Origin of the sequence: Roseitranquillus sediminis, assembly GCF_016918935.1 — a bacterium.
In the GTDB taxonomy this organism is placed as follows: Bacteria; Pseudomonadota; Alphaproteobacteria; order Rhodobacterales; family Rhodobacteraceae; genus Roseitranquillus; species Roseitranquillus sediminis.
This window is the reverse complement of sequence record NZ_JAFFOB010000011.1, coordinates 1-19,201: the sequence shown is the minus strand read 5'-3', so window position 1 is coordinate 19,201 and position 19,201 is coordinate 1. Positions and strand designations below refer to the sequence as shown.

General features: G+C 64.0%; 16 protein-coding genes and 1 pseudogene. 6 read left to right on the top strand and 11 right to left on the bottom strand.

Annotated features, from left to right (window positions below; translation table 11 throughout):
• Position 1: 1 nt before the first annotated feature.
• The 10 genes from JM664_RS05735 to JM664_RS05690 all read right to left on the bottom strand — a co-directional run bounded on the left by JM664_RS05735 (position 2) and on the right by JM664_RS05690 (position 10,964).
• A complete protein-coding gene (locus JM664_RS05735; protein WP_227418968.1) occupies positions 2–820 on the bottom strand; it encodes a hypothetical protein in 819 nt (272 codons plus the stop codon).
• Positions 821–892: 72 nt separating this feature from the next.
• Positions 893–1,975: a glycosyltransferase gene (locus JM664_RS05730; protein ID WP_227418967.1), complete on the bottom strand. Its 1,083-nt coding sequence runs from the start codon at positions 1,973–1,975 to the stop codon at positions 893–895.
• 3 nt (positions 1,976–1,978) lie between these two features.
• On the bottom strand, positions 1,979–2,899 hold the full coding sequence (locus tag JM664_RS05725; RefSeq protein ID WP_227418966.1) for a hypothetical protein: 921 nt from the start codon (positions 2,897–2,899) through the stop codon (positions 1,979–1,981).
• A gap of 12 nt (positions 2,900–2,911) precedes the next feature.
• Positions 2,912–3,832, bottom strand: a complete 921-nt coding sequence (locus JM664_RS05720) for a glycosyltransferase family 2 protein (protein ID WP_227418965.1) — start codon at positions 3,830–3,832, stop codon at positions 2,912–2,914.
• Positions 3,833–4,863: 1,031 nt separating this feature from the next.
• Positions 4,864–5,964 carry a glycosyltransferase family 4 protein gene (locus tag JM664_RS05715; protein WP_227418964.1) on the bottom strand — a complete coding sequence of 367 codons (1,101 nt, stop codon included), beginning with the start codon at positions 5,962–5,964 and terminating at the stop codon, positions 4,864–4,866.
• Between the two features lie 17 nt (positions 5,965–5,981).
• Positions 5,982–7,289: an ABC transporter ATP-binding protein gene (locus JM664_RS05710; protein WP_227418963.1), complete on the bottom strand. Its 1,308-nt coding sequence runs from the start codon at positions 7,287–7,289 to the stop codon at positions 5,982–5,984.
• Positions 7,289–8,161, bottom strand: a complete 873-nt coding sequence (locus JM664_RS05705) for an ABC transporter permease (protein ID WP_227418962.1) — start codon at positions 8,159–8,161, stop codon at positions 7,289–7,291. The genes JM664_RS05710 and JM664_RS05705 overlap by 1 nt, the downstream gene beginning before the upstream one ends.
• Complete coding sequence (locus tag JM664_RS05700; RefSeq protein ID WP_227418961.1) at positions 8,158–8,523, bottom strand: MarR family EPS-associated transcriptional regulator; 366 nt, start codon at positions 8,521–8,523, stop codon at positions 8,158–8,160. Before JM664_RS05700 ends, JM664_RS05705 begins: the two co-directional genes overlap by 4 nt.
• Before the next feature lie 407 nt (positions 8,524–8,930).
• Positions 8,931–9,176, bottom strand: a complete 246-nt coding sequence (locus JM664_RS05695; protein WP_227418960.1) for an antitoxin — start codon at positions 9,174–9,176, stop codon at positions 8,931–8,933.
• Positions 9,177–9,362: 186 nt separating this feature from the next.
• Positions 9,363–10,964: an alpha/beta fold hydrolase gene (locus JM664_RS05690; RefSeq protein ID WP_227418959.1), complete on the bottom strand. Its 1,602-nt coding sequence runs from the start codon at positions 10,962–10,964 to the stop codon at positions 9,363–9,365.
• Between the two features lie 608 nt (positions 10,965–11,572).
• Between JM664_RS05690 and JM664_RS05685 the strand changes: the two genes are divergently transcribed.
• The 5 genes from JM664_RS05685 (at position 11,573) to JM664_RS05665 (ending at position 16,717) form a co-directional block, all read left to right on the top strand.
• On the top strand, positions 11,573–12,496 hold the full coding sequence (locus JM664_RS05685) for a hypothetical protein (protein ID WP_227418958.1): 924 nt from the start codon (positions 11,573–11,575) through the stop codon (positions 12,494–12,496).
• An 860-nt stretch (positions 12,497–13,356) separates the two neighbouring features.
• The gene (gene repA, locus JM664_RS05680) at positions 13,357–14,571 is read left to right on the top strand and encodes a plasmid partitioning protein RepA (protein ID WP_227418957.1); all 1,215 of its coding nucleotides are present in this window, start codon (positions 13,357–13,359) and stop codon (positions 14,569–14,571) included.
• Positions 14,571–15,542: a plasmid partitioning protein RepB gene (gene repB, locus JM664_RS05675; RefSeq protein ID WP_227418956.1), complete on the top strand. Its 972-nt coding sequence runs from the start codon at positions 14,571–14,573 to the stop codon at positions 15,540–15,542. Before repA ends, repB begins: the two co-directional genes overlap by 1 nt.
• A gap of 628 nt (positions 15,543–16,170) precedes the next feature.
• Positions 16,171–16,413, top strand: a complete 243-nt coding sequence (locus JM664_RS05670; RefSeq protein WP_227418955.1) for a type II toxin-antitoxin system ParD family antitoxin — start codon at positions 16,171–16,173, stop codon at positions 16,411–16,413.
• A complete protein-coding gene (locus JM664_RS05665; RefSeq protein ID WP_227418954.1) occupies positions 16,403–16,717 on the top strand; it encodes a type II toxin-antitoxin system RelE/ParE family toxin in 315 nt (104 codons plus the stop codon). The genes JM664_RS05670 and JM664_RS05665 overlap by 11 nt, the downstream gene beginning before the upstream one ends.
• 661 nt (positions 16,718–17,378) lie before the next feature.
• Here JM664_RS05665 and JM664_RS05660 read toward each other — a convergent pair.
• A complete protein-coding gene (locus JM664_RS05660; protein ID WP_227418953.1) occupies positions 17,379–18,443 on the bottom strand; it encodes a replication initiator protein A in 1,065 nt (354 codons plus the stop codon).
• Positions 18,444–18,947: 504 nt separating this feature from the next.
• On the opposite strand from JM664_RS05660, the pseudogene JM664_RS05655 reads away from it, so the two are divergent.
• A pseudogene (locus JM664_RS05655) lies at positions 18,948–19,124 on the top strand (IS256 family transposase); the annotation flags it as partial.
• Positions 19,125–19,201: the final 77 nt, after the last annotated feature.

Here is a 19,201-nt window from a genome sequence, read left to right as displayed (position 1 = left end):
ATTAACAGTCCTGCACTATCCGTTCGTCTGGGGCAAAATCTGAAAGGAGGATTCGCTCCGCGTTTCGGTAGCGAGCTGAATGCTTAACAACAAACAGAGCATTCTTGATAGCAGTCTTGATCTTGCGGCTTGGAGTGCTTGATCTTTCGCCTGAATGCCTCGAATGCTGGAGGCGGTGGTGAACGTGCACCGCTGCCGGAAAGGGGCAGCGATCGAGTGGTTTGCCTGCCAAAGCCATTTGGCGCTCGATAATCGTATGACCTGCCATGAGAGGTATGCAAGATGCGCGATCATCCGGTGAAAGCCGCTTCGGAAGTTTTACAGAAGCTGTGGCAACGACGCTGTTGGTCCCGCAGTTGAACGTGTCAGGGACATACCGAATAAATTTGCCGCCTAGCGAGTACTCCCAGCCATCCTTGAGGATCAATCCGTTCTGGGGCATCATGTCGCGCAAGTGGCAGTACAGCCGCTTGGAGACAAGATCGTCAGCATCGACGAACATGAAATAGTCTGGTGGATTCCTCTCGATCAAAACTAGTCCCTGAAAAAGCTTTGACCATTTGTCTTCCATTCCAGTCGAACCAGCTGTCGAGCACGGTACCGAAGTCTGAGCTGGAGCGAATGAAAGCCGATCGTCGTCAACATCGTAAAAGCCCGATGGTCTCTCGTGTCCGATCATGATAACGCGAATTTCGGGTGCGCTATTAAGTAGGCAGGAACGAAGAGTGTTCATCGCTAATTGGGAGACAAAATTCCAATCTGTGCCTGGAATATTTGGGCGCAGCGGCACTAAAAATGTTAGTGTGCATTTAGTACTCATTTATTGCCCATCTCCTTACGTTCTAAGAAATACATACGGGGAGTATTTCCGCACGTGATGCCGCCCGAAAACTCAGATCCTCGTGCAACGATTCGTCGCGCAGCGCGTTGGCGCGGCGAAGATTTTGCTAAAAGTACTTGCATGTTGCTCCGCAATTCCTAGCCAGTCGTCGGACACGTGTGCTGGCGCGTTCGCCCAGCGAACTGGCTGCAGCCCCCTCAGGATCGAATCACCGAGCGCTTCCGGCCCAGTGTTCTCGGCCAGGATTGCACCAACCGCGTCTGTGGCGCTCGGCACGCGCGGCACCACAACCGGCACATTGTAATCTCGTGCCAGGCGCACGGTGCCCGAGGTCAGGCTTTGCCCGAAGGGCAGGACCAGGAGATCGGTGGCCGCCATCAGGACCGGCACCTCTGCGTCCTCCACGAAGCGCAGGTCGAGCCGTATGTTGTCCGTCTGCGCCGCCAACGCCTCGATCTCGGCCGAATGCTTCGGATCTTGGGCCAGACCTACGACCAGCAAGAGGGCGTCGCCCCTGCGACCCTTGAGGCCAGACCAGGCGCGTAGCAAGTTCGGTACGCCTTTGTAGGGCCGGATCATCCCGAAGAAGAGCACCAGCGGTCTTTCCACCTCGATCCCAAGGGCCGCGCGGGCCTCGGCGCGGGAGGGCAGCTCTCCGTAGGCCGGCCGGAATGAGCCATGGGGGATGACCGTGACCTTCTCCTCCGCCGCGCCGAGCTGGCCTGTCACCTCCGCCCGCGCCGCCTCGCTGTGGACGATCAGCCCGTCGGCCAGCGCCGCCAGCCGGGCCGAGAACCACCGCTCGAGGCGCGGCGTCGGCGTGTCGTGCGAGACGAGGTTGTGCACCGTCCAGACCACGGGAATGCCCGCCCGCCGCACGAGGCTCAGGTCCATGAGCGTCCGCATACAATAGGCCGCCCGCGCCGCCGGATGCCGGCTGCGCAGATAGGCGCTCGGCCAGTGGAGATGCAGCAGGTCGGGCCGTGGCTGCGGCAGGACGGCTCGGGAGAGCGGCAACCCGCGGCGATAACCTGCCGGGAACACCATCTCCACGCCGAGCGGCGCGAGCGCTTCGGCCAGCAGGCGCTGGTACGGATTGTCCCGGCGCCAGTCCGGAAAGACCGCGACCCGCATGACCTACGCTGCCGACGCATTCTGCAGCAGCGGACCTTTCAGTTTGCGCATGCCCTCGGTGTACATCCGGTCACGGACCGCACCCACGTAATGGCGGTAGGGCCGGTCCTCCACGCGTCCTTCCAGGAACACGCGGTAGTCCTCGGGCAGCAGCTCCACCCCGAAGCGCGAGGCGCAGAGCGCGAAGAGCGTCTGCTCGATACGCCAGAAGTGGCCCTCGGTCAGGCCGGGGATCTCGCTCAGGAACTCCTCCATCCAGTCAAGCCGCATGCTGTCGCGGTGGACGACGCCGAAGCCCGAATTGACCTCCGGCTCGATAGCGAAGCCCGCGGCGCGGATCGTCTCGATGTCGACGGCGTAGGCGGTGCCGACGTCGCGGTTGAACGTGTTCACCCGGCGGCCCTCGTCCTGCAGGTAGGCGAGGAACGCGTCCGGGCGGGCGAAGAACAGCAGGTCGCTGTCGAAGAGGATCATGCGCTCCGACCTGAGCGTGTGGATGAAGTCGAAGCTCTTGATGGCGAGCGTGTTGGTCTCGCGCAAATGCCGGCAGCGCGGGTAGGCGGCGAGGCCGTCGAGCACCTCGTCCCGCACGTCCCTCTGCTCGATCACCCGCGCATCGGGGAACTGCCGCCGGAACGCCTCGACGGCCTCGGCCGGCAGCGAGGCGTCTCCATGGATCGCCAGCGCATAGCGCCGCGGCACCTGCGCATAGAAGCTCCTGAGCGCCCAGATCGTGTTGATCCAGTCCTTCTCCGAGGTCAGCACATGAACCTCGGCCGCTTCGTCGGTGGTGCCCGAAAACGGCGGCGTCCGCAGGATCCGCGGCCGCACGACGTCGCGGTGGAAGATCAGCGCCGGATCCGTGCGGGCGAGCCGCCGGACCTTGCCGAGCATGCGCCGGGCGGGAGTCGTGAGGGTGTTCACTGTTGCGAGCATTCAGGCGCCAAGCCAGTTCCGGACGATCTTGCCGGCATGTCGCCGGAACGCGGGGCTGTAGAGCAGCTCGGGCCGGGACAGGACCGCGCGCGCCATGCCCGTCCGCCGCCTGATCGCGGAGGTTCCGTCCTGCTGCAACGCCCCGCCCCGCTTGGCGTAGACCTCGTCGAAGGCCCAGTTGCCCCGCAGCCGACGGCGCAGCGCGGCCGAGATCGGCGTCCGCGGGTCTTCCACATGCCGGATCATCACGTCGCGCAGCTCGTCCGCCGCCTTCTGCGCGGCCGTTGATTTCTGCTGATCCCACAGTCGGAACGCGGCGATATCCCGGTCGATGTGATGGACCTTCGCGCCGGCAAGAATGGCACGGCACCAGTAATCATAGTCCATCACGTAGTGCCGGCTCTCGTCGAAGGGCCCGATCCGCTCCGCGATGCGGCGGGTCCAGAACACCTCCGGCTGGACAAAGTTGCGGCCCGCGAACCAGACGCCCCAGAGGTCGAGAATGTCGGCCGGCGTCTCGATGTCGCTGAAGTAGCGCTTGGTCAGCGGGACGTCGTTCTCGTCGATGGTGATGCAGCGGCCGTGCAGGATGTCGGCATCGGGATCCGCCGCATGCGCCTCCACCACCGCCTCCAGCGCCCCCGGCAGCAGCAGATCATCGCTGTTGAGGTAAGCCCGGATCTCCCCCGTCGCCCGCGCCATGCCCTTGTTAATGGCATGCGTCTGTCCGCGGTCGGGTTCGCTCACCCAGTACGCCAGCCGATGCCTGTAGCGCCCCAGGATGTCTACTGAGCCGTCCGTAGAACCGCCATCCACGACGATGACCTCCACCGGCACAGCTTGATCCAAAACCGAAGACAGCGTCCGTTCCAGAAATTGCGCCTGATTGAACGAAGGGATAATGATCGATATGCAGACCATCTAATATCGCTTTTTTGCTTGGATTGATCGGATCGCTTCCCAAGCCCGTGCCCCGATCAAATTGATGGCTAGCCGCCTCACGAACCGACGGACGCGTATGCCGATCGAATGGACAGGAACGCGGTGCCGCACGGCCAACGCAGCTCTCTCTCTGCGCCGCCCCACCCTTATGGCCTTTGGATGCTTCAAGGGAAAGCTGAGCGACGATAGATCCAGTCGCGCTAGGGCCGAGGGTGCTGACGTCGTGTGCGTAGCGTTTGCACCGAATCCAATATTTCGGACTAGGTTCCGATTAGGCACGACCACGAACCCGCCACGATTCATGATCGAATAGGTCCAGCGATAGGCCCAACTATTATAGACTCCAGCGCGTGTTCGACGAAACTCTTCGGCCCAATGTGCGCCGAAGTCGACAGCGCCTGGACCTAATTTATCGATCCGATCGAATGTCTCCACGTCGTCAAGGTCGGCCATTTCGTCATCGTAGTGAACCCACGCACGTCGCCACGTGGCCCAGCCCCAAGGATCGAAGATCCGACTGAACACATACGAATCTGTCGAAGCAAGTTGCCTTGGGAAGTGGGAGCCGCCGCAGATCGCCATGACTCGTTCGCTCTCGCGATACCTATCCAAAAGCTCAGCGCAATATGGGAAGAACGTCTTGTCAGGAAGCGTGTCATCTTCGATGATGATGCCTTCTTCCTCGTGCTCGAAGAACCAGGTAATCGCCGAACTGACAGACCGACGGCAGCCGAGATTTTCCTCGCGAAACAGTGTTTTAATTTCGCACGGCCAATCTACAGCAGCTGCAAGCCTCCGCGCCTCTCCGCACCGCACCACGTCGCCTGCATCACTTGGCCGCGGACCATCAGCCGCTACATAGAGCTTGACGGGTCGTGCATGTCGGATCTGCGCGAAGGCACGTGCCACTAGCTCAGGTCGATTGAAGATCAAAAAAAGGACTGGGGGAGTCATCTAGTCTCGCAATTAAAATCCACCACATCAACTGAAATTGATTGAGCGCTCTACCTTCACGCTATCGAGATAATCTCCAGCAAGCGCCGCCGCTCGGAATCTCGACTGAACTTGCTCCGCACCAAATTGATAGCGCAATTGCCCATCGCCTCCCGCTTGGCTGGGCAGTTGGCTAGAGACAACAGGGCCCTCGAATGGGCTTCAATGTCGCCAGGAGTAACGAGGATGCCTGTATTCCCGTCAAGGACAATCTCCGGAACCCCTCCGCTCCGCCCGGCAACGACAGGCAATCCTGCAGACATTGCTTCCAGAAATGCCACGCCGAACGCCTCTTCCTGTCTTGTGATCGGCCCTTTACGATTATGTGCGGTGAAAATGTGGTGCGACGCCCGAAGTTTCTGCGCCTCGAGCGGACTTACTGAACCAACTATGTGGATCTTCTCCCTGGATTTCGACTGCTGACGCAGAAGCTCGCACGTCACACGCAATGGACCGTCACCTGCGATTGTCAGGCTCGCGTTCATTCCCGCGCCAATCGCGTGATCGAACGCCCTTATAACTAAATCAGGCCCCTTGCAATCGACCAGCCGACCTAAAAATAAAATCCGAGCTTCACCTGAATACTTCGCCTCGTCGGCGAATTCTTTCTCTACGTCTGCTGAGAAATATTTTACGTGCACGTTGGACTCAGGAGCGCCATTCGCGAGAAGTTGCCGCTTGGTGAACTCCGAGTTCGCGATGACGTTGACGCTTGTTAGCAATTGCGCGGCCGAAGCGGCGTAATTAGGCTCGTGAAGCTCTCGATAAGGATCATCGGGTCTTCGCATATCCCACATGACGTCGTACCCGTGAACGTGGCAGACTACCGGGACACCAGCGTTCTCGACAACGTCCCAGTACTTCAAAAGGAAATCGAGGTAATTGAAGAAAACGACGGTCGGTTTCTTTGTTCGTATCAGCCTCCGCAGCAAGCTCTTGCTATCGTACTTGTAGCCAAGTCTGGACCGCATTCGGTCTCCGACAGACAACGTCGGGTTAAGGCTGTAATGATCCCACGGCAGCTTTCTCGAGGAACTGGATTGCGCGTCCTCTGTGACTATGCCGCATATCTCCTCGCTCAACAGTTCCATCATCCGCCACATCCACTCTTCGGACACCCTTGATCCGCTAGGCGTTACCCAGAGAATGCGCATTTTTCTATTTCAACAGTCCATACTGACGTTGTGGTGCAGTATCCATTTTTTGCTGTAGCAGCATGCCGTCTCCGCTGCTTCTCCGGATGCTCAACAACGCGGAAACTGTAAGCATTTCTGACCACATCAAGTGGCTGCATGGACTGATCATGCAATCCGATAAGCAAATTAAATTGTCCTGGCTGTAGCGGCAGATTTGCTACATGCACCCTAATGGCGTGCCGGTCGATGCTTCCAATGCTGAACGTCGGATCATCGTCTGAAACAATTTGGAGAACCCTGTGGTCTTCAGGGGAAAGACATAGAGCGGATATAACTGCATCTCGCGGAACCGGCCCCGAAAACTCTATGAGCAGTGAGATGCTTTCCCCGAAACATATCTCGGATGAAGCGATGCCTCTGCTGTCCAGCAGGACTATGCTCGAGAATTTGGTGTCGCCGCTCCCGTAGCGATCATTGTGATCGCGGAGGTCGCGCCTCGCGCCTGAAGACAAGATGTTGGAAGTTGCACCTCTGTATGCAGCAAAGACCTCGTCTATCGCCCCTACCCCAGCAGAGCGGCCGTCAGTTAGTAGCATAGCCTGCTCACACAGCCTGGATACTGCGGCCATGTTGTGACTTACAAATAGTACAGTCCGGCCTTGCTGTGCGACATCTTCCATTTTCCCAAGGCATTTGCTTTGGAATTCGGCGTCTCCGACTGCCAGCACCTCGTCTATGATAAGGATTTCTGGTTCCAAGTGCGCGGCCACTGAAAAGGCGAGCCTCACACGCATACCTGAGGAGTAGCGCTTTACGGGGGTATCCAGAAATTTCTCCACCCCCGCAAAATGGATGATCTCGTCCAGCTTCCGCCGGATTTCCGCGCGGCTCATGCCGAGGATAGCGCCGTTGAGGAAGATGTTCTCGCGGCCCGTGAGCTCGGGATGGAAGCCGGTGCCGACTTCGAGGAGCGAGGCGACGCGGCCGCGGATGTCGACGCGCCCGGTGGTGGGCTCGGTGATGCGCGACAAGATCTTCAGGAGCGTCGACTTGCCGGCCCCGTTGCGGCCGATGATGCCGACCGTGTCGCCGCGGCGGATGTCGAAGTTGACGTCCTTGAGCGCCCAGAACTCCTCGACCTCGCCCTGCACGAGCTGCTCGCCCCGGGCTGTCTTGGCCAGATTGCGTGCGAGGCCCCCTGCCCCGGCCATGATCCGCTCGCGGAAGGTCTGGTTCCGGTCCACCGTCTCGTGGCCGATCAGGTAGCGCTTGCCCAGGCCCCGGGCGGAAATGACGACGTCGTTCATCAGATGTAGTCCGCAAATTGCCGCTCGGTGCGGCGGAAGGTTCGTATCCCGGCCCAGAGCATCAGCCCCGTGACCCCCAGCCCCAGGAGGAAGCCCGGCCACCAGATCTCGCCGCCAAGGATGCACCAGCGGAAGCCGTCGATGGCCGAGACCGCGGGGTTCAGCGAGTAGAGGAGCCGCCACCCCTCGGGCACGACCTCGGACGAGAAGCCGACCGGCGAGATGTAGAGGCCGAACTGCACCACGAAGGGTACGATGAAGCGGAAGTCGCGGTAGCGCACGTTGAGCGAGGCGAGATAGAGCGCCGGCCCCAGCGCCATGGCCACCGCGTAGACGATGAAGACCGGCAGGAACAGGATCTTCCACGACGGCACGTAGAGGAACGCCAGCATCAGAAGCAGGAACACCGCGAAGGACACCGCGAAGTCGACGAGCGAGACGATGGAGCTAGCCGCCGGAGTGATGATCCGCGGGTAGTAGATCTTGCCGATCATGCCCGCGTTGCTCACAAGGCTGTTCGAGGCATCGCCCAAAATGGTCGAGATCAGCATCCAGGGCAACATACCGGCATAGACCATGACCGGATAGGGCACGCCTGGCTCCGAGGGCAGCTGCGCTACCCGGCCGAAGATGATGGTGAAGACGAAGACCGCCAGCAGCGGCCGCACCACCGCCCAGGCGGCGCCAAGGGCCGCCTGCTTGTAGCGCACCGCCACGTCGCGCCAGGCCAGCACGATGAAGAGCTCGCGATAAGCCCAGAGGTCGGACCAGTAGTTCCGGTCGAGCCGCCCGGGCTCGATCACCAAGTGCCGCTCGGCAGGCGTCCCGGCCGCATTCTCCTGCGGCAGGTCGAGGGCGGTAGCATCGGTCATGAGGGTGTCTTTTCGTTCAGTTCGGCTTCAATCTCGGCAATCTCGGCCTGCAGGGTCTCGTACTCGACGAGCTTGTGGGCCAGAAAGCGGCGGGTGAGCGCCGCCTTTCGGGCAAGGCCCGAAGGCGTCAGTACGTAGGCGTAGCGCAGCTTAGCATCCGTGGCGCGAAAGTTTTGCACCTTCACCAGGCCCTTCTGCTGCAGCGCCCGCAGGCAGTAGTTCACCGCGCCGAGGCTGGCGCGGACCGAGCGCGCGATGTCGCGCTGCGTCGCCTTCGGAGAGCTCTCGATCGTCCGCAGCACACGGAATGCGATCTCGTCACGCTCGCTCAGCGTCGCCTGGTCTTCTGGATTTTCGGGCAATGGCTACCGCACCGTCGCTGGCTGCAGCCGCGACCTCAGAACGACATGTGTCCATTCGTTCACGGGTGAACGCATAGCCGCATCCGGCCGCCGCAGTCCACCCTTTATCCGGCGCTGCAGTTAACGGGATGCCGCTCACCGACGAGACGAGCGGCACGTCCCAAGGAGCGAGCGCCAGGAACGCTTCGGCCGCAGCCCGGTCGTCGAAGCGGCGTCAGCGGTGCTTGAGTTCGCCGAGATTGATGACCGAGGTGTACCCTGCTCGCCAACGCGGAAGCCGCCGAGGCACTCGATCAGCGCCGTGTCTTCGTCTGCATCGCGCAGAGCACGATGTCGGTGTCGGTGTCGAGCATATAGCGGGAGCCGACCATGCCGGCCTAGCTGCGTCCGTTCTCGGCGGCCGCGGGCTAATGGCGCTCCTGATGCTCTCCGCGGTCCCGCTCATAGCCTTGCATTGCGGCGCCCATCCGACGCAGCGCGGCGCCAAGGCCGGTCAGTCGGCGCGCCGCGGGACGGATGACCACCTCGTCGCCGCGGCGGACCAGCTCGACCTCGATGTCCTCCGGGTAGGCCAGATCCTTCGGGATAAGCACCGCCTGCGATGTGCCGGCGCGGTAGAGACGGGTCCGGTGGGGACGTTCGGCATGAGCCATGATGGGTCCTCTGGTGCGTCGATACCGACAAGCGAGGTCCGGCAACGCCGCCTGTCTGTGCCGGACGATATCCTGCGCGGGCTTGTCCGTCTTGCGCTCGCTGCCGGTGTGTTCCGCCGACAGTGCGTGACCCGGCCGTGATCCGACGGCTGCCCGGACGCGGGGCTGCGTCCGGGCGCTCTTGCGTCAGTGGTCCAGCGTGGTCGCGGCCGCAGGCGTCGGTGTCGTGGTGAGCTCCCAGTGATACGGCGCCGAGAGGACCAGATCCCGCAGGTCCTCAGGATGCTCCGCCCCTTCCACGCTGTCGGCGCCGGAAACGGCGGCGCGGGCGAAGGCCACCATGCGCTCGCCGATCACCTGCACGTTGCCCGGTGCGTGTGTGCGGGTGCCGTGCGGACCGTGAAAGACGAAGATCTCCTTCGGCTCCGATGCCCGCTCGAAGGCAGCGAGAGATCCCTCGAGCCCCTCCACGTAGTCCCAGGTGCCACGGATGATCGACACGCCCGGCCACTCGGCGATGCCCTCGAACACATCTCCGTCAAGCCTGTAGGTGGTGCCGAACTCCGCACGCAGCGCGGCCTCCTCCATGTCGTGTCCAGGCGCACGCCATCCGAGTCCGCCCGGATTCGGGCCGAACAGGATCGCGCCCTTGATGCGCTCGTCGCCACGCGCCGGTCCGCACTCCGGTTCGGCCTCATTCGTGTTGCAATCCTCGACGAAATTCTTGTGCATCGCCCACTCGACTGCATAGGAGCCACGCGAGTAGCCCCCCAGCACCACAGGCAGCGTGTCCGCCCCGGCTTCAGGGAAGAGCACGTCGGAGGCGTCCTGCCCCTCCAGCGTCTCGCCTTCGGGGGTCAGCACGCGCAGGCCCTCGCCGGTTTCCAGCGCCTCGAGTTCGCGGAACATGTCGATCCCCTGCTCGGCGGTGTCGTAGCCGTGGTTGCCGCCAGAGATCCCGTTGCCGCGGCGATCGGTGACCAGGACGTCGAAGCCGGCCGCATGGAGGTCGGAGATGAAGGAGCGCCAGACGCGCTGACCCGGCTCTTCCGAGAGCGGGTTGTCATAGGGGGCGTTGTTCCAGTTTCCCGTCTCGCCGTCGTAGACCACGCCTTCGAAGCCGGGCAGGTCGCTGGCGGTGATCTCGCTGTTGCCGCCGTTGTTCATGATGACGAGCGCGCGTCCGGTCGTGCCGTCTTCCAGCGCGACCCCCTCGCCGACCATGTACCAGCCCCGGAGATGGATGTCGTCCTCGAGGCCGAGATGCACCTTCTCGTAATTGTCGCGCGGCACCGTGAATTCGATCGTGTAGGTGTCGCCTTCGGCAGCCGCGATCGCCTCGCTGTAGGGGCCCTCGCCGAAATATGCGGGGCGGCGAATATCGGCGAGATCCACCTCGCTGTGCGGGTCGATCCGGCCGTTCGGATCACCGGCGCCGGTGTCGCGTTCGGAATCCTTGGTGAAATTCGTGGCGCCCTTCATGGCCGGTTCGGCGCATTCAGGGGTCGCCTTGCATTCCGCCCACCGATCCCGGATCGCCGCATGGGTGAAATGTTCGACGTACCAGTCCGCCGACGCGTTTTCCGGAGCGGTCGTGTAGGTGGACTGGAATGGATGACAGATCCCGGCTTCGTCGGTGTAACCCGGCAGCACCGCGTTGCTGTTGTAGCCGGTTCGGGCGACGCAATCGGGTTCGGGATGACCCGGATTGAGCGATGGCGTCGTCTGCGCAGCGACCGCTGCAGGGGCAAGCGCTGCTGCGAGCGTCACCGAATAAAGGGCTCTCATTCCGTCTCCTCCCGTGATTGTGGGCAGACCCTAGAAAGCGAGAACCGGGCGAGCAAGTCTCCCTCCGCGAGACGACCTCCACAGCCCGCGACAAACTCGGAGACAGGGGCAGCTATCGGCTGATCCGGGCTTGCGGAGGCGGAGTGCTTTGGCTGGCCGATCTGATGACACCTGACGCAGCACCCAAGATGCTGGACGGCAACCAGCGAATCGCCTATTTTGGGTAACAAGGGAGGACAGGCACAACACCTGGTGCGGGAACAACGCCGCTGTCCTTCAGTGATGAGCCAGACGAGACGGAGTACCAGGCGCACCTCAGCCTACGCTGGGAAACCCGTCGGTTCTGGCGCGACATCTCAGACGCGATTCGCCCCGGTCGCCGGAGCGAAACGTTCGCCGCCGTCGCTCTCGCCCTGCTGACGGAGGCAGAGGGACAGGGGCGATGGACATCCTACTCGCGCTCCAAGCCCCATTACGAGAAGCCTCGCCGCTACAAGTCTTCGCTCTATGGCTACAGGCGCGTTGTCGGGGTGGTCGACGAACTCGATGGCCTCGGCCTGATCAATCACGATCGCCGGCCTCCCGGCCGGCGGGGTTGGCAATCTGCCATGTCTCCTACTCCGGAGCTCCTCGAGATCGTCCGCACCGCGATGGCGGGAGAGCGTCCGAAGCTGCTGCCACTGCACGAGCCGCTTCTCTTGCGGAACGAGGACAGGAGCCTCATCGACTACCACGACACCGCCACGACAAACCAGATGCGGCATGAACTCCGCGCCCAGAACGAGGCCATGGCCGGCGCGGACTTCGGGAACGTCCTGCCGTTCCCGGCACGCCTCCGGCGGATCTTCAACGGCGACTTCGCTCACGGTGGCCGCTTCTACGCCGAGGGTGGCGCGTGGCAGACCCTGTCCAAGACCGAGCGGCGGGCGCTCCGGATCGACGGAGAGCCTGTCGTCGAGATCGACTACGCCACCTTCCACCCCGCCCTCGCCTACGCAGAGCGTGGGCTGCCCCCTCCCGAGGCTCCGTACGAGGTTGCCGGTTTCTCCCGAGACCTGGTGAAGGTCGCCTTCAACATCCTGCTGAACAGCTCCGGCCGCCCCGGGGCCCGGCACACGATTGCCTGGAAGCCGGCAATGGCGACCCACCTGCTTGACGTAACTCCGCACAGGAACGAGCTGCCAAGCGCCTTCCTGCGCCGCGTCTATCAATCCGATCCATCCTATCCCCATCGTGCCAGCCGCTGCGCCGAGGAGCTGATCGAGAAGCTTCTCGCGAGGCACGCGCCGATCGCCGATCTCTTCTTCAGTGGCCTTGGCCTCCGCCTGCAGCGTCTCGACAGCGACATCGCAGAAGGCGTCATGCGGAGGATGCGACGTCACGGCGTTGTCGTCTTTCCGATCCATGACAGCTTCCTCGCGCCCGCCTCGAAGGCCGACCTTATCGAGGAAGCGATGGTCGCCGAGGCCGCGCGGCACGGCATGGCCCTCTCATGCAGTCGTTCTCCTTTCGTATCAGACGATTATGCGTAAATGACCCTACATATGTCTCCCCCCCCCCTCTCTCTCTTCTTCTTCTGGATCCAAGCGGTTCCCCGTCACCACCGTTACCAGACTGCCTCCGGACATTTGCCAGCCGCGCCACGGCTTCTATGCGGGAAAGGCAGCCACAGGCCCTCCCCCCGCGGGACGAGTCACTGTCTGGCAGAGTTTGCCCTTCGGGTGCGCCGCGATCTTCAAGCCACTTCGGTGCGGCAAACTTCCAGCCCCCGACTACCGGCGATCCCTGTTAAGGAATGTTAAGGTGAAGACGGTTTCTCCAAGCTGAGCCGTCTCAGCGCCGAGTCCGAAATGTTGACATATGTTAACCTCCGGAAGGGCGACGAGCTGGAGTCGTACTGGGCCCAGACGGAGGGTGTTCGCCGCATCGCCTAGCAACGGATCAGGATGACGCCCATAACGGAGCGACCTCGCCTGCTTCCTACGTCCCAAAGGCCGCCGCCGCGCTCGCGTAGCGGTTGGCGGGGGCGGGGCTCAATAAGCGACGAGGTCGACAAGGTACTCGCGGACGAAGTGCTGGCGCTTGTAGGAATCAGCCATGGCGGACCTGGCCTCAGCTTGAAAACGCGAATTGTTTTTCAAGCTGCCTGTTTCAACCTCCAACAACGCGCTCCGTCTCGGATGTTGCCTGTGCCATTCGCTGCCCCGGGTCCGCCCTCCCCCCCCCCCGCAACTCGCCTGCCACGTCCCCGAAACGCCACCCCGACCGGGGACCGCGCGGCGGCGGGAAAAGTCTTGCGCCGTGCTCCGCCATGGCCAACACTTACGCTTGAGAGCGCGACAGGCGCCGATTGCCGTAACAGGCAGCGACACGAGCAGCGAACGAGGCAGTGATGGCCCGCGACCATGTGGACGGGCGCCCCGAAAAGCGCCAGGGCAGGCAGCAGCGGATCGACCAGCTGGTCGGCGCGCATGCCGGGCGGCTTTCCCAGCGTCTTCAGGCGCACCGCGCCCAGCTCTTTCCCGAAAGCACCCGCAGGGAGCTGCGCCGCTTCACCTCCGGCGAGGCGGCCGAGCTCCTCGGCGTCAAGGACGCCTACCTGCGCAAGCTCCATCTCGACGGCCGCGGCCCCTCGCCCGAGATCCGCGCCGGCGGCCGCCGCCTCTATTCCCACGCCGACATCCAGAGCTTGCGCGAGATGCTCGAGGCGGGCGCCAAGACCCCCGGCACCTACCTGCCCGGCCGCCGCGCGGGCGACCCGCTGCAGGTGATCTGCGTCATCAACTTCAAGGGCGGCTCGGGCAAGACCACCACCGCCGCGCACCTGGCGCAGAAATGCGCGCTCGACGGCTACCGGGTGCTGGCGGTGGACCTCGATCCGCAGGCCTCGCTCTCCGCCCTGCACGGCTTCCAGCCCGAGTTCGACCTGCTCGACGGCGGCACGCTCCACGACGCGATCCGCTACGAGGACCCCCTGCCCCTCTCCGCCATCGTCCGGCGCACCTGCTTCACTGGCCTCGACATCGTGCCCGGCAATCTCGACCTGATGGAGTTCGAGCACGAGACCGCGGGCGCGCTCGGCCGCCGCTCAAGCGAGCTCTTCTTCACCCGGATCGGCGACGCGCTCTCCGAGATCGAGGCGAACTACGACCTCGTCGTCATCGACTGCCCGCCGCAGCTCGGCTTCCTGACCATGTCGGCGCTCTCGGCGGCGACCGCGGTGCTGGTGACGGTGCATCCGCAGATGCTCGACGTCATGTCGATGTGCCAGTTCCTCCTCATGACCTCGAACCTCCTCGGCGTCGTGGCCGAGGCGGGCGGCGACATGAGCTACGACTGGCTGCGTTATCTTATAACACGCTACGAGCCGGGCGACGGGCCGCAGAACCAGATGGTGGGCTTCATGCGCTCGCTCTTCGGCGAGAACGTGCTGAACCACGCGGCGCTGAAATCCACCGCGATCTCGGACGCCGGCATGACCAAGCAGACCCTCTACGAGGTCGAGAGGAGCCAGTTCACCCGCGCCACCTACCAGCGCGCGCTCGACTCGCTCAACGCCGTGAACGGCGAGATCGAGGGGCTGATCCAGGCGGCATGGGGGCGCTGATGGCACGCAAGAACCTCCTCAAGGACCTGATGGCGCCCGAATCCGAGCCTGGGCCCGAGACCGCGGCGGCCGCCCCCCCTGCCCTCCCCGAGCGGCCACGGTCGGCCAAGGGCGCGATCGGCGCCGTCGGCCGCTCGATCGCCGACCTCAAGGCCCGCGCGGTGGTCGAGCTCGATCCCTTCGCCATCGACCAGGCGGGCCTTCAGGACCGGCTGGAGCACGACGCGGCCGAGGAGGCCCGCCTGCGCGAGTCCCTGCGCGACCACGGCCAGCAGGTGCCGGTCCTGGTGCGGCCCCACCCCGAGGCCGAGGGGCGCTACCAGATCGTCTATGGCCGCCGCCGGGTGCTGGCGCTGCGCGACCTGGGCCAGCCGGTCCGGGCGCTGGTGCGCGAGCTCGACGACCGCGCGCTGGTGGTGGCCCAGGGCCAGGAGAACACGGCGCGACGCGACCTCAGCTTCATCGAGAAGGCGAACTTCGCGCGCCAGATGGAGAAGGCGGGCTACGAACGCCGCTTGATCTGCGCCACGCTCTCGGTCGACAAGACGCAGGCGAGCCGGATGCTCTCGGTTGCCGCGCGGCTGCCCGTCGCGCTCATCGAGGCGATCGGCGCGGCGCCCGGCATCGGGCGCGACCGCTGGACGGCCTTCGCCGAGACGTGGGAGAGCCACGGCGCCGACCTCGAGGACGCGCTCGCAGTCCTGGACACCGCCGGAGAGCGATCGGACGCGCGGTTCGAGGCGCTGGCGACTTGGCTCGCCGGCCGCCGGGCGCGGGAAGCCGTCGCCGCCGCCGCGCGCGCGCCCGAGATCCTGCGCACCGAGGACGGCCGCCCCCTCGCCCGCCTCACCCGCAGCCGCGGCGGCCTCAGCCTCAGGCTCCCTGCCCGGGGTCTCGACGGCTTCGACGAATGGCTGGCCGAGAACCTCCCCGCCCTCCACCGCGACTGGCAACGCACCCGCACCGAGTAGCGCCCTTGTCGAAGTTGACGGCTGTCAACTTCGGCCCCCTTCGGAACCGGCGGCCTAGCGAAGTTGACAGCCGTCAACTCCTCGACCGGAGACTTCGTCCCGTCGTCCTGAACTCGGACCCGCAATCATCCAGCGCTCGCGACAATGGAATTGGACGACCCGCTACTGTGGACGCACTCGAAGCGACAGGCCCCAAATTGACGGCTGTCAACTCGAAGCCGCGTCAGCGCCAATGGTCGCGGCAGTGACGGCCTGTTTTGTGGGCGACCAGGCCGAGGAAGCCTTGGGGCGACTTCATTGGGAGGCTCGTGGGAGTTGACCGCCGTCAACTCTTCGACCCTTCACCCGTCCAGTCGCTCTGGTTCGAAAGCCGCAAACATCCAGCGCCGCAACGAGACGGAACCGTCGACCCGCTACTGCGCACCTAAAGCGACGGGCGGCGAGTTGACGGCTGTCAACTCAAGCCGCGTCAGCGCCAGGCCGAGTAGAAGGCCCAAAGGAGTTGACAGCCGTCAACTCGGAACCGCGCCACCTGTGGCGCACGGCCGCGCGAACGCCACTCGTTTGGAAGTCCTAGTGCGTTGGCAATCTTTGCCATACCTATGAGGACGCGACGGAGGAGGGTCCCATGGCCACTATGAACATCTCCCTGCCTGACGAAATGAAGGCCTGGATCGAGCAGCAGGCCAAGGGCGTCCGCTACAGCAATACCAGCGACTATGTGCGCGACCTTGTCCGCCGCGACCAGGAGCGGCAGGAGGCGATCGCCGAGATTCAGGCGGAGATCGATGCGGCCCGCGAGACCGGTCCCGCAGAGCCCTTCGACCTCGACGCGTTCGTCGCCCGGAAGCTCGGGGCGCATGGAGGCTGAGCCGCTTCGGCTCGAGCTCACCCCAGCCGCTCGGCAGGATCTCGAGGCCATCTGGGACTATTCCGCGCGCACCTGGTTCGCAGCCCAGGCCGCCCACTATCTGCGCGGCCTCCAGGTCCTGCTCCGGACGCTGCAGGCGTTCCCTGAGCTGGCCCGCGAACGCACCGAGTTCACGCCGCCGGTCCGCCTGCACGCCTACCGGCGCCACCTCGTCGTCTACCGGATCGAGGCGGACGCGCTGATCGTCCTGCGGATCCTGCACGCGCGCCGAAACTGGCAGACCCTGCTCGCCGAGCCTGACTGACCGGGACGCCAGAGAGTTGACGGCTGTCAACTTCGGCAGCCAGGCCTCATCGGAAGCGGGCAGGGGCAGGGGCAGGGAACGTTGACGGCTGTCAACTCAAACGTGGCAGCCTGCGCTCATGGAACTGCTCCGGCATCGGAAGTTGGTCGCCTGAAGTAAGCAAATCCCGGCTCGGGTCGCCAACGTCCGCAGGTCCGGTCGGAGGAAAGGAGTGGCCGAGTTGACAGCCGATAACTCGAGCATCACGGCACTCTCGGCACTGGTCGAACTGCGCCATTCCCTGCACTGCTGCCCTGTCGGAGTTGACGGCTGTCAACTTCCCTCCGCTGGCGCGGCGCTCCGTCCGACACGCCGCACCTCCGTCCATGGACGGGGCAGGGGCCCGGTGGACAGCTGTCAACTCGGACGCGACTGCCTTGTCATTAAACTGCTCCGGCCTCGGAAGCCGGTCGCAGAAGGAAGCGGAGTCCGGATTGAAGTTGACAGCCGTCAACTTTCGCTCCGGCACGGATCGCCACCATCCGCAGGTCCGATCGAAGGAGGGGGCGGTGGCCGAGTTGACAGCCGTCAACTTGAACATCATGGCGCTCTCGGCGCTGGCCGACTGCGCCACTCCCTGCACGGCTGCCCGTCGGAGTTGACGGCTGTCAACTTCGGGCGTTCAAGGGGGGCCGCGGCGTTCGTACCATTTGGTGCAGAAGCCGACGAAGGCCTTCCGGGGGTTCCGAGGGGCGTCGAGGCCGCCGTCGGCCATCCAGCTGCGCCAGGCCTGCTCGAGCTGGTAGACGTCCCAGCCGGGCGCGGCGGCCCGGGCGGCCTCGTAGGCCGAGGCGGGCAGGGCAGGGACCTCGTCCTGGGACTGGTCGGCCTTCCTTGGCCCCATCGTGCCGCGGTTGGTGAAGACGACGCAGTCCTCGTCCATCCGGATCGCATAGTCGGGCATGTGGTCGTGACGGGCGTCGGCCTCGACGATCGCCGTCACGAGGCGGCGGAATTCGCGCGGGGTGGAGGCCGAGCCGCATTTCTCCTGCAGGTTCCCGAGGCCGATCTTCCACTGCCGCTGGCGTCCGCAATGCTTGCGGGCGAGCTCGTAGAGGCGGCGCTCGAGCGGCTTCCTCAGGCGGAAGTAGTTGCGGTGCAGCGTCAGCACCTCGCGCGCGCGGATCGCGTTGAAGACCCAGTCCGAGAGCTCGATCTCGATCTCCTGCATCCGACCGTCGCGGGTCTCGCGCACGATGCGGGCTCGGTCGATCAGGCTGAAGATGTCGAGCTGCTCGGTGCCGCCGGTGATGATGTTGGTCTCGATCTGCGTGCCTTGGAGCCGGCGCAGCGCCGCCCGCAGCGCCTCGTAGCCACGCCCGTCGGTCATCCGGTTGGTCGCCCGCAGGAGGTCGTAGGCCCTGAGGCGCATCGTGCGGGCCACCGGCCGCCCCTCGTTCAGGGCGCCGATGACCTGGCTGATGCAGTAGATCAGGACGTCGCGGTCATGGATCGTGGCCAGCCCCTCGACCGAGGGACGCACCTCCACGTAGTTCTTGCCCGCCGCATCCTGGTAGCGCCGGATCCGCCGGTCGGGCTTGGTCGAGAGCGAAAAGATCGGATGCGCCATCGAGGCCATGTCCGCCTTCAGCGAGGCATCGAAGATGTCGCAGACGAAGAAGTCGGCCTGCTCCTGCCGGTCGGGCAGGAGGGGCGCACGCTCGTCTTTCGTGATTTCACCCACCATGCGGCCAGCATCGTGATTTCACCCACACCCGTCAATGCTTTCGTGATTTCACCCACGCAGACTCGTGACTCTACCCACGCTCTTTCGTGATTTCACCCACACCCATGCCTGTATATCTCTGATAAGATTTCAGAAATATCGACAATCCACAACGTAACACTGACTCTAACACGTAATAACACAAGAGGCGGCAGGCCGCCGGCAGCGGCCAGAACGAGATGCCGTGAAAGCCAATTCCCGACCCGTCACGCCAAGCGCCGGAAATCCTGCGAACCGAGCCGTGGGGCTGGAAACGCTGAGTTAATCGCTAAGAGCCGTCCCAAGGAGGCGGTCCGTCCGCTCGGCTGAGATTTATCTCAACGATGCTTGTCAACTGTCGGGATGCGGGCGGGGCAGGGGCGGATGCTGTCCCGCCGGGTGGTGTAGGTTCTGGCTAAGGTGGTCACCGGAGGTTTGCCGGTAGGTTCTGGTTGCTATCGCCAATTCGTACCGGAGAGACCACCGATGACCGTGGACATGATGAACCTGCGGGACTTCGTCGAGAAGACCCCTGACGCCGACCTTCTGCGCGAGATGATCGGTTTCGCGGCCGAACGCCTGATGGAGCTGGAGGTCGGCGCCGTGACGGGCGCGGGCTATGGCACGAAGATCCCAGCTAGCCGCGTGCAGCGCAACGGATATCTGATCTTGCCCCCGTTTCGCCGGACACTCAGGCGGTTGCGGTTTGAGCTGCGATGAACTCGCGAGGCGAGCGCATC

Coding starts and splice junctions, on each gene's coding strand:
- JM664_RS05665 (WP_227418954.1), top strand. CDS start 16,403: ATGGAGGCTGAGCCGCTTCGGCTCGAGCTCACCCCAGCCGCTCGGCAG.
- JM664_RS05730 (WP_227418967.1), bottom strand. CDS start 1,975: ATGCGGGTCGCGGTCTTTCCGGACTGGCGCCGGGACAATCCGTACCAG.
- JM664_RS05735 (WP_227418968.1), bottom strand. CDS start 820: ATGAGTACTAAATGCACACTAACATTTTTAGTGCCGCTGCGCCCAAAT.
- JM664_RS05670 (WP_227418955.1), top strand. CDS start 16,171: ATGGCCACTATGAACATCTCCCTGCCTGACGAAATGAAGGCCTGGATC.
- JM664_RS05660 (WP_227418953.1), bottom strand. CDS start 18,443: ATGGTGGGTGAAATCACGAAAGACGAGCGTGCGCCCCTCCTGCCCGAC.
- JM664_RS05695 (WP_227418960.1), bottom strand. CDS start 9,176: ATGGCTCATGCCGAACGTCCCCACCGGACCCGTCTCTACCGCGCCGGC.
- repB (WP_227418956.1), top strand. CDS start 14,571: ATGGCACGCAAGAACCTCCTCAAGGACCTGATGGCGCCCGAATCCGAG.
- JM664_RS05720 (WP_227418965.1), bottom strand. CDS start 3,832: ATGGTCTGCATATCGATCATTATCCCTTCGTTCAATCAGGCGCAATTT.
- JM664_RS05690 (WP_227418959.1), bottom strand. CDS start 10,964: ATGAGAGCCCTTTATTCGGTGACGCTCGCAGCAGCGCTTGCCCCTGCA.
- repA (WP_227418957.1), top strand. CDS start 13,357: ATGGCCCGCGACCATGTGGACGGGCGCCCCGAAAAGCGCCAGGGCAGG.
- JM664_RS05710 (WP_227418963.1), bottom strand. CDS start 7,289: ATGAACGACGTCGTCATTTCCGCCCGGGGCCTGGGCAAGCGCTACCTG.
- JM664_RS05705 (WP_227418962.1), bottom strand. CDS start 8,161: ATGACCGATGCTACCGCCCTCGACCTGCCGCAGGAGAATGCGGCCGGG.
- JM664_RS05685 (WP_227418958.1), top strand. CDS start 11,573: ATGTCTCCTACTCCGGAGCTCCTCGAGATCGTCCGCACCGCGATGGCG.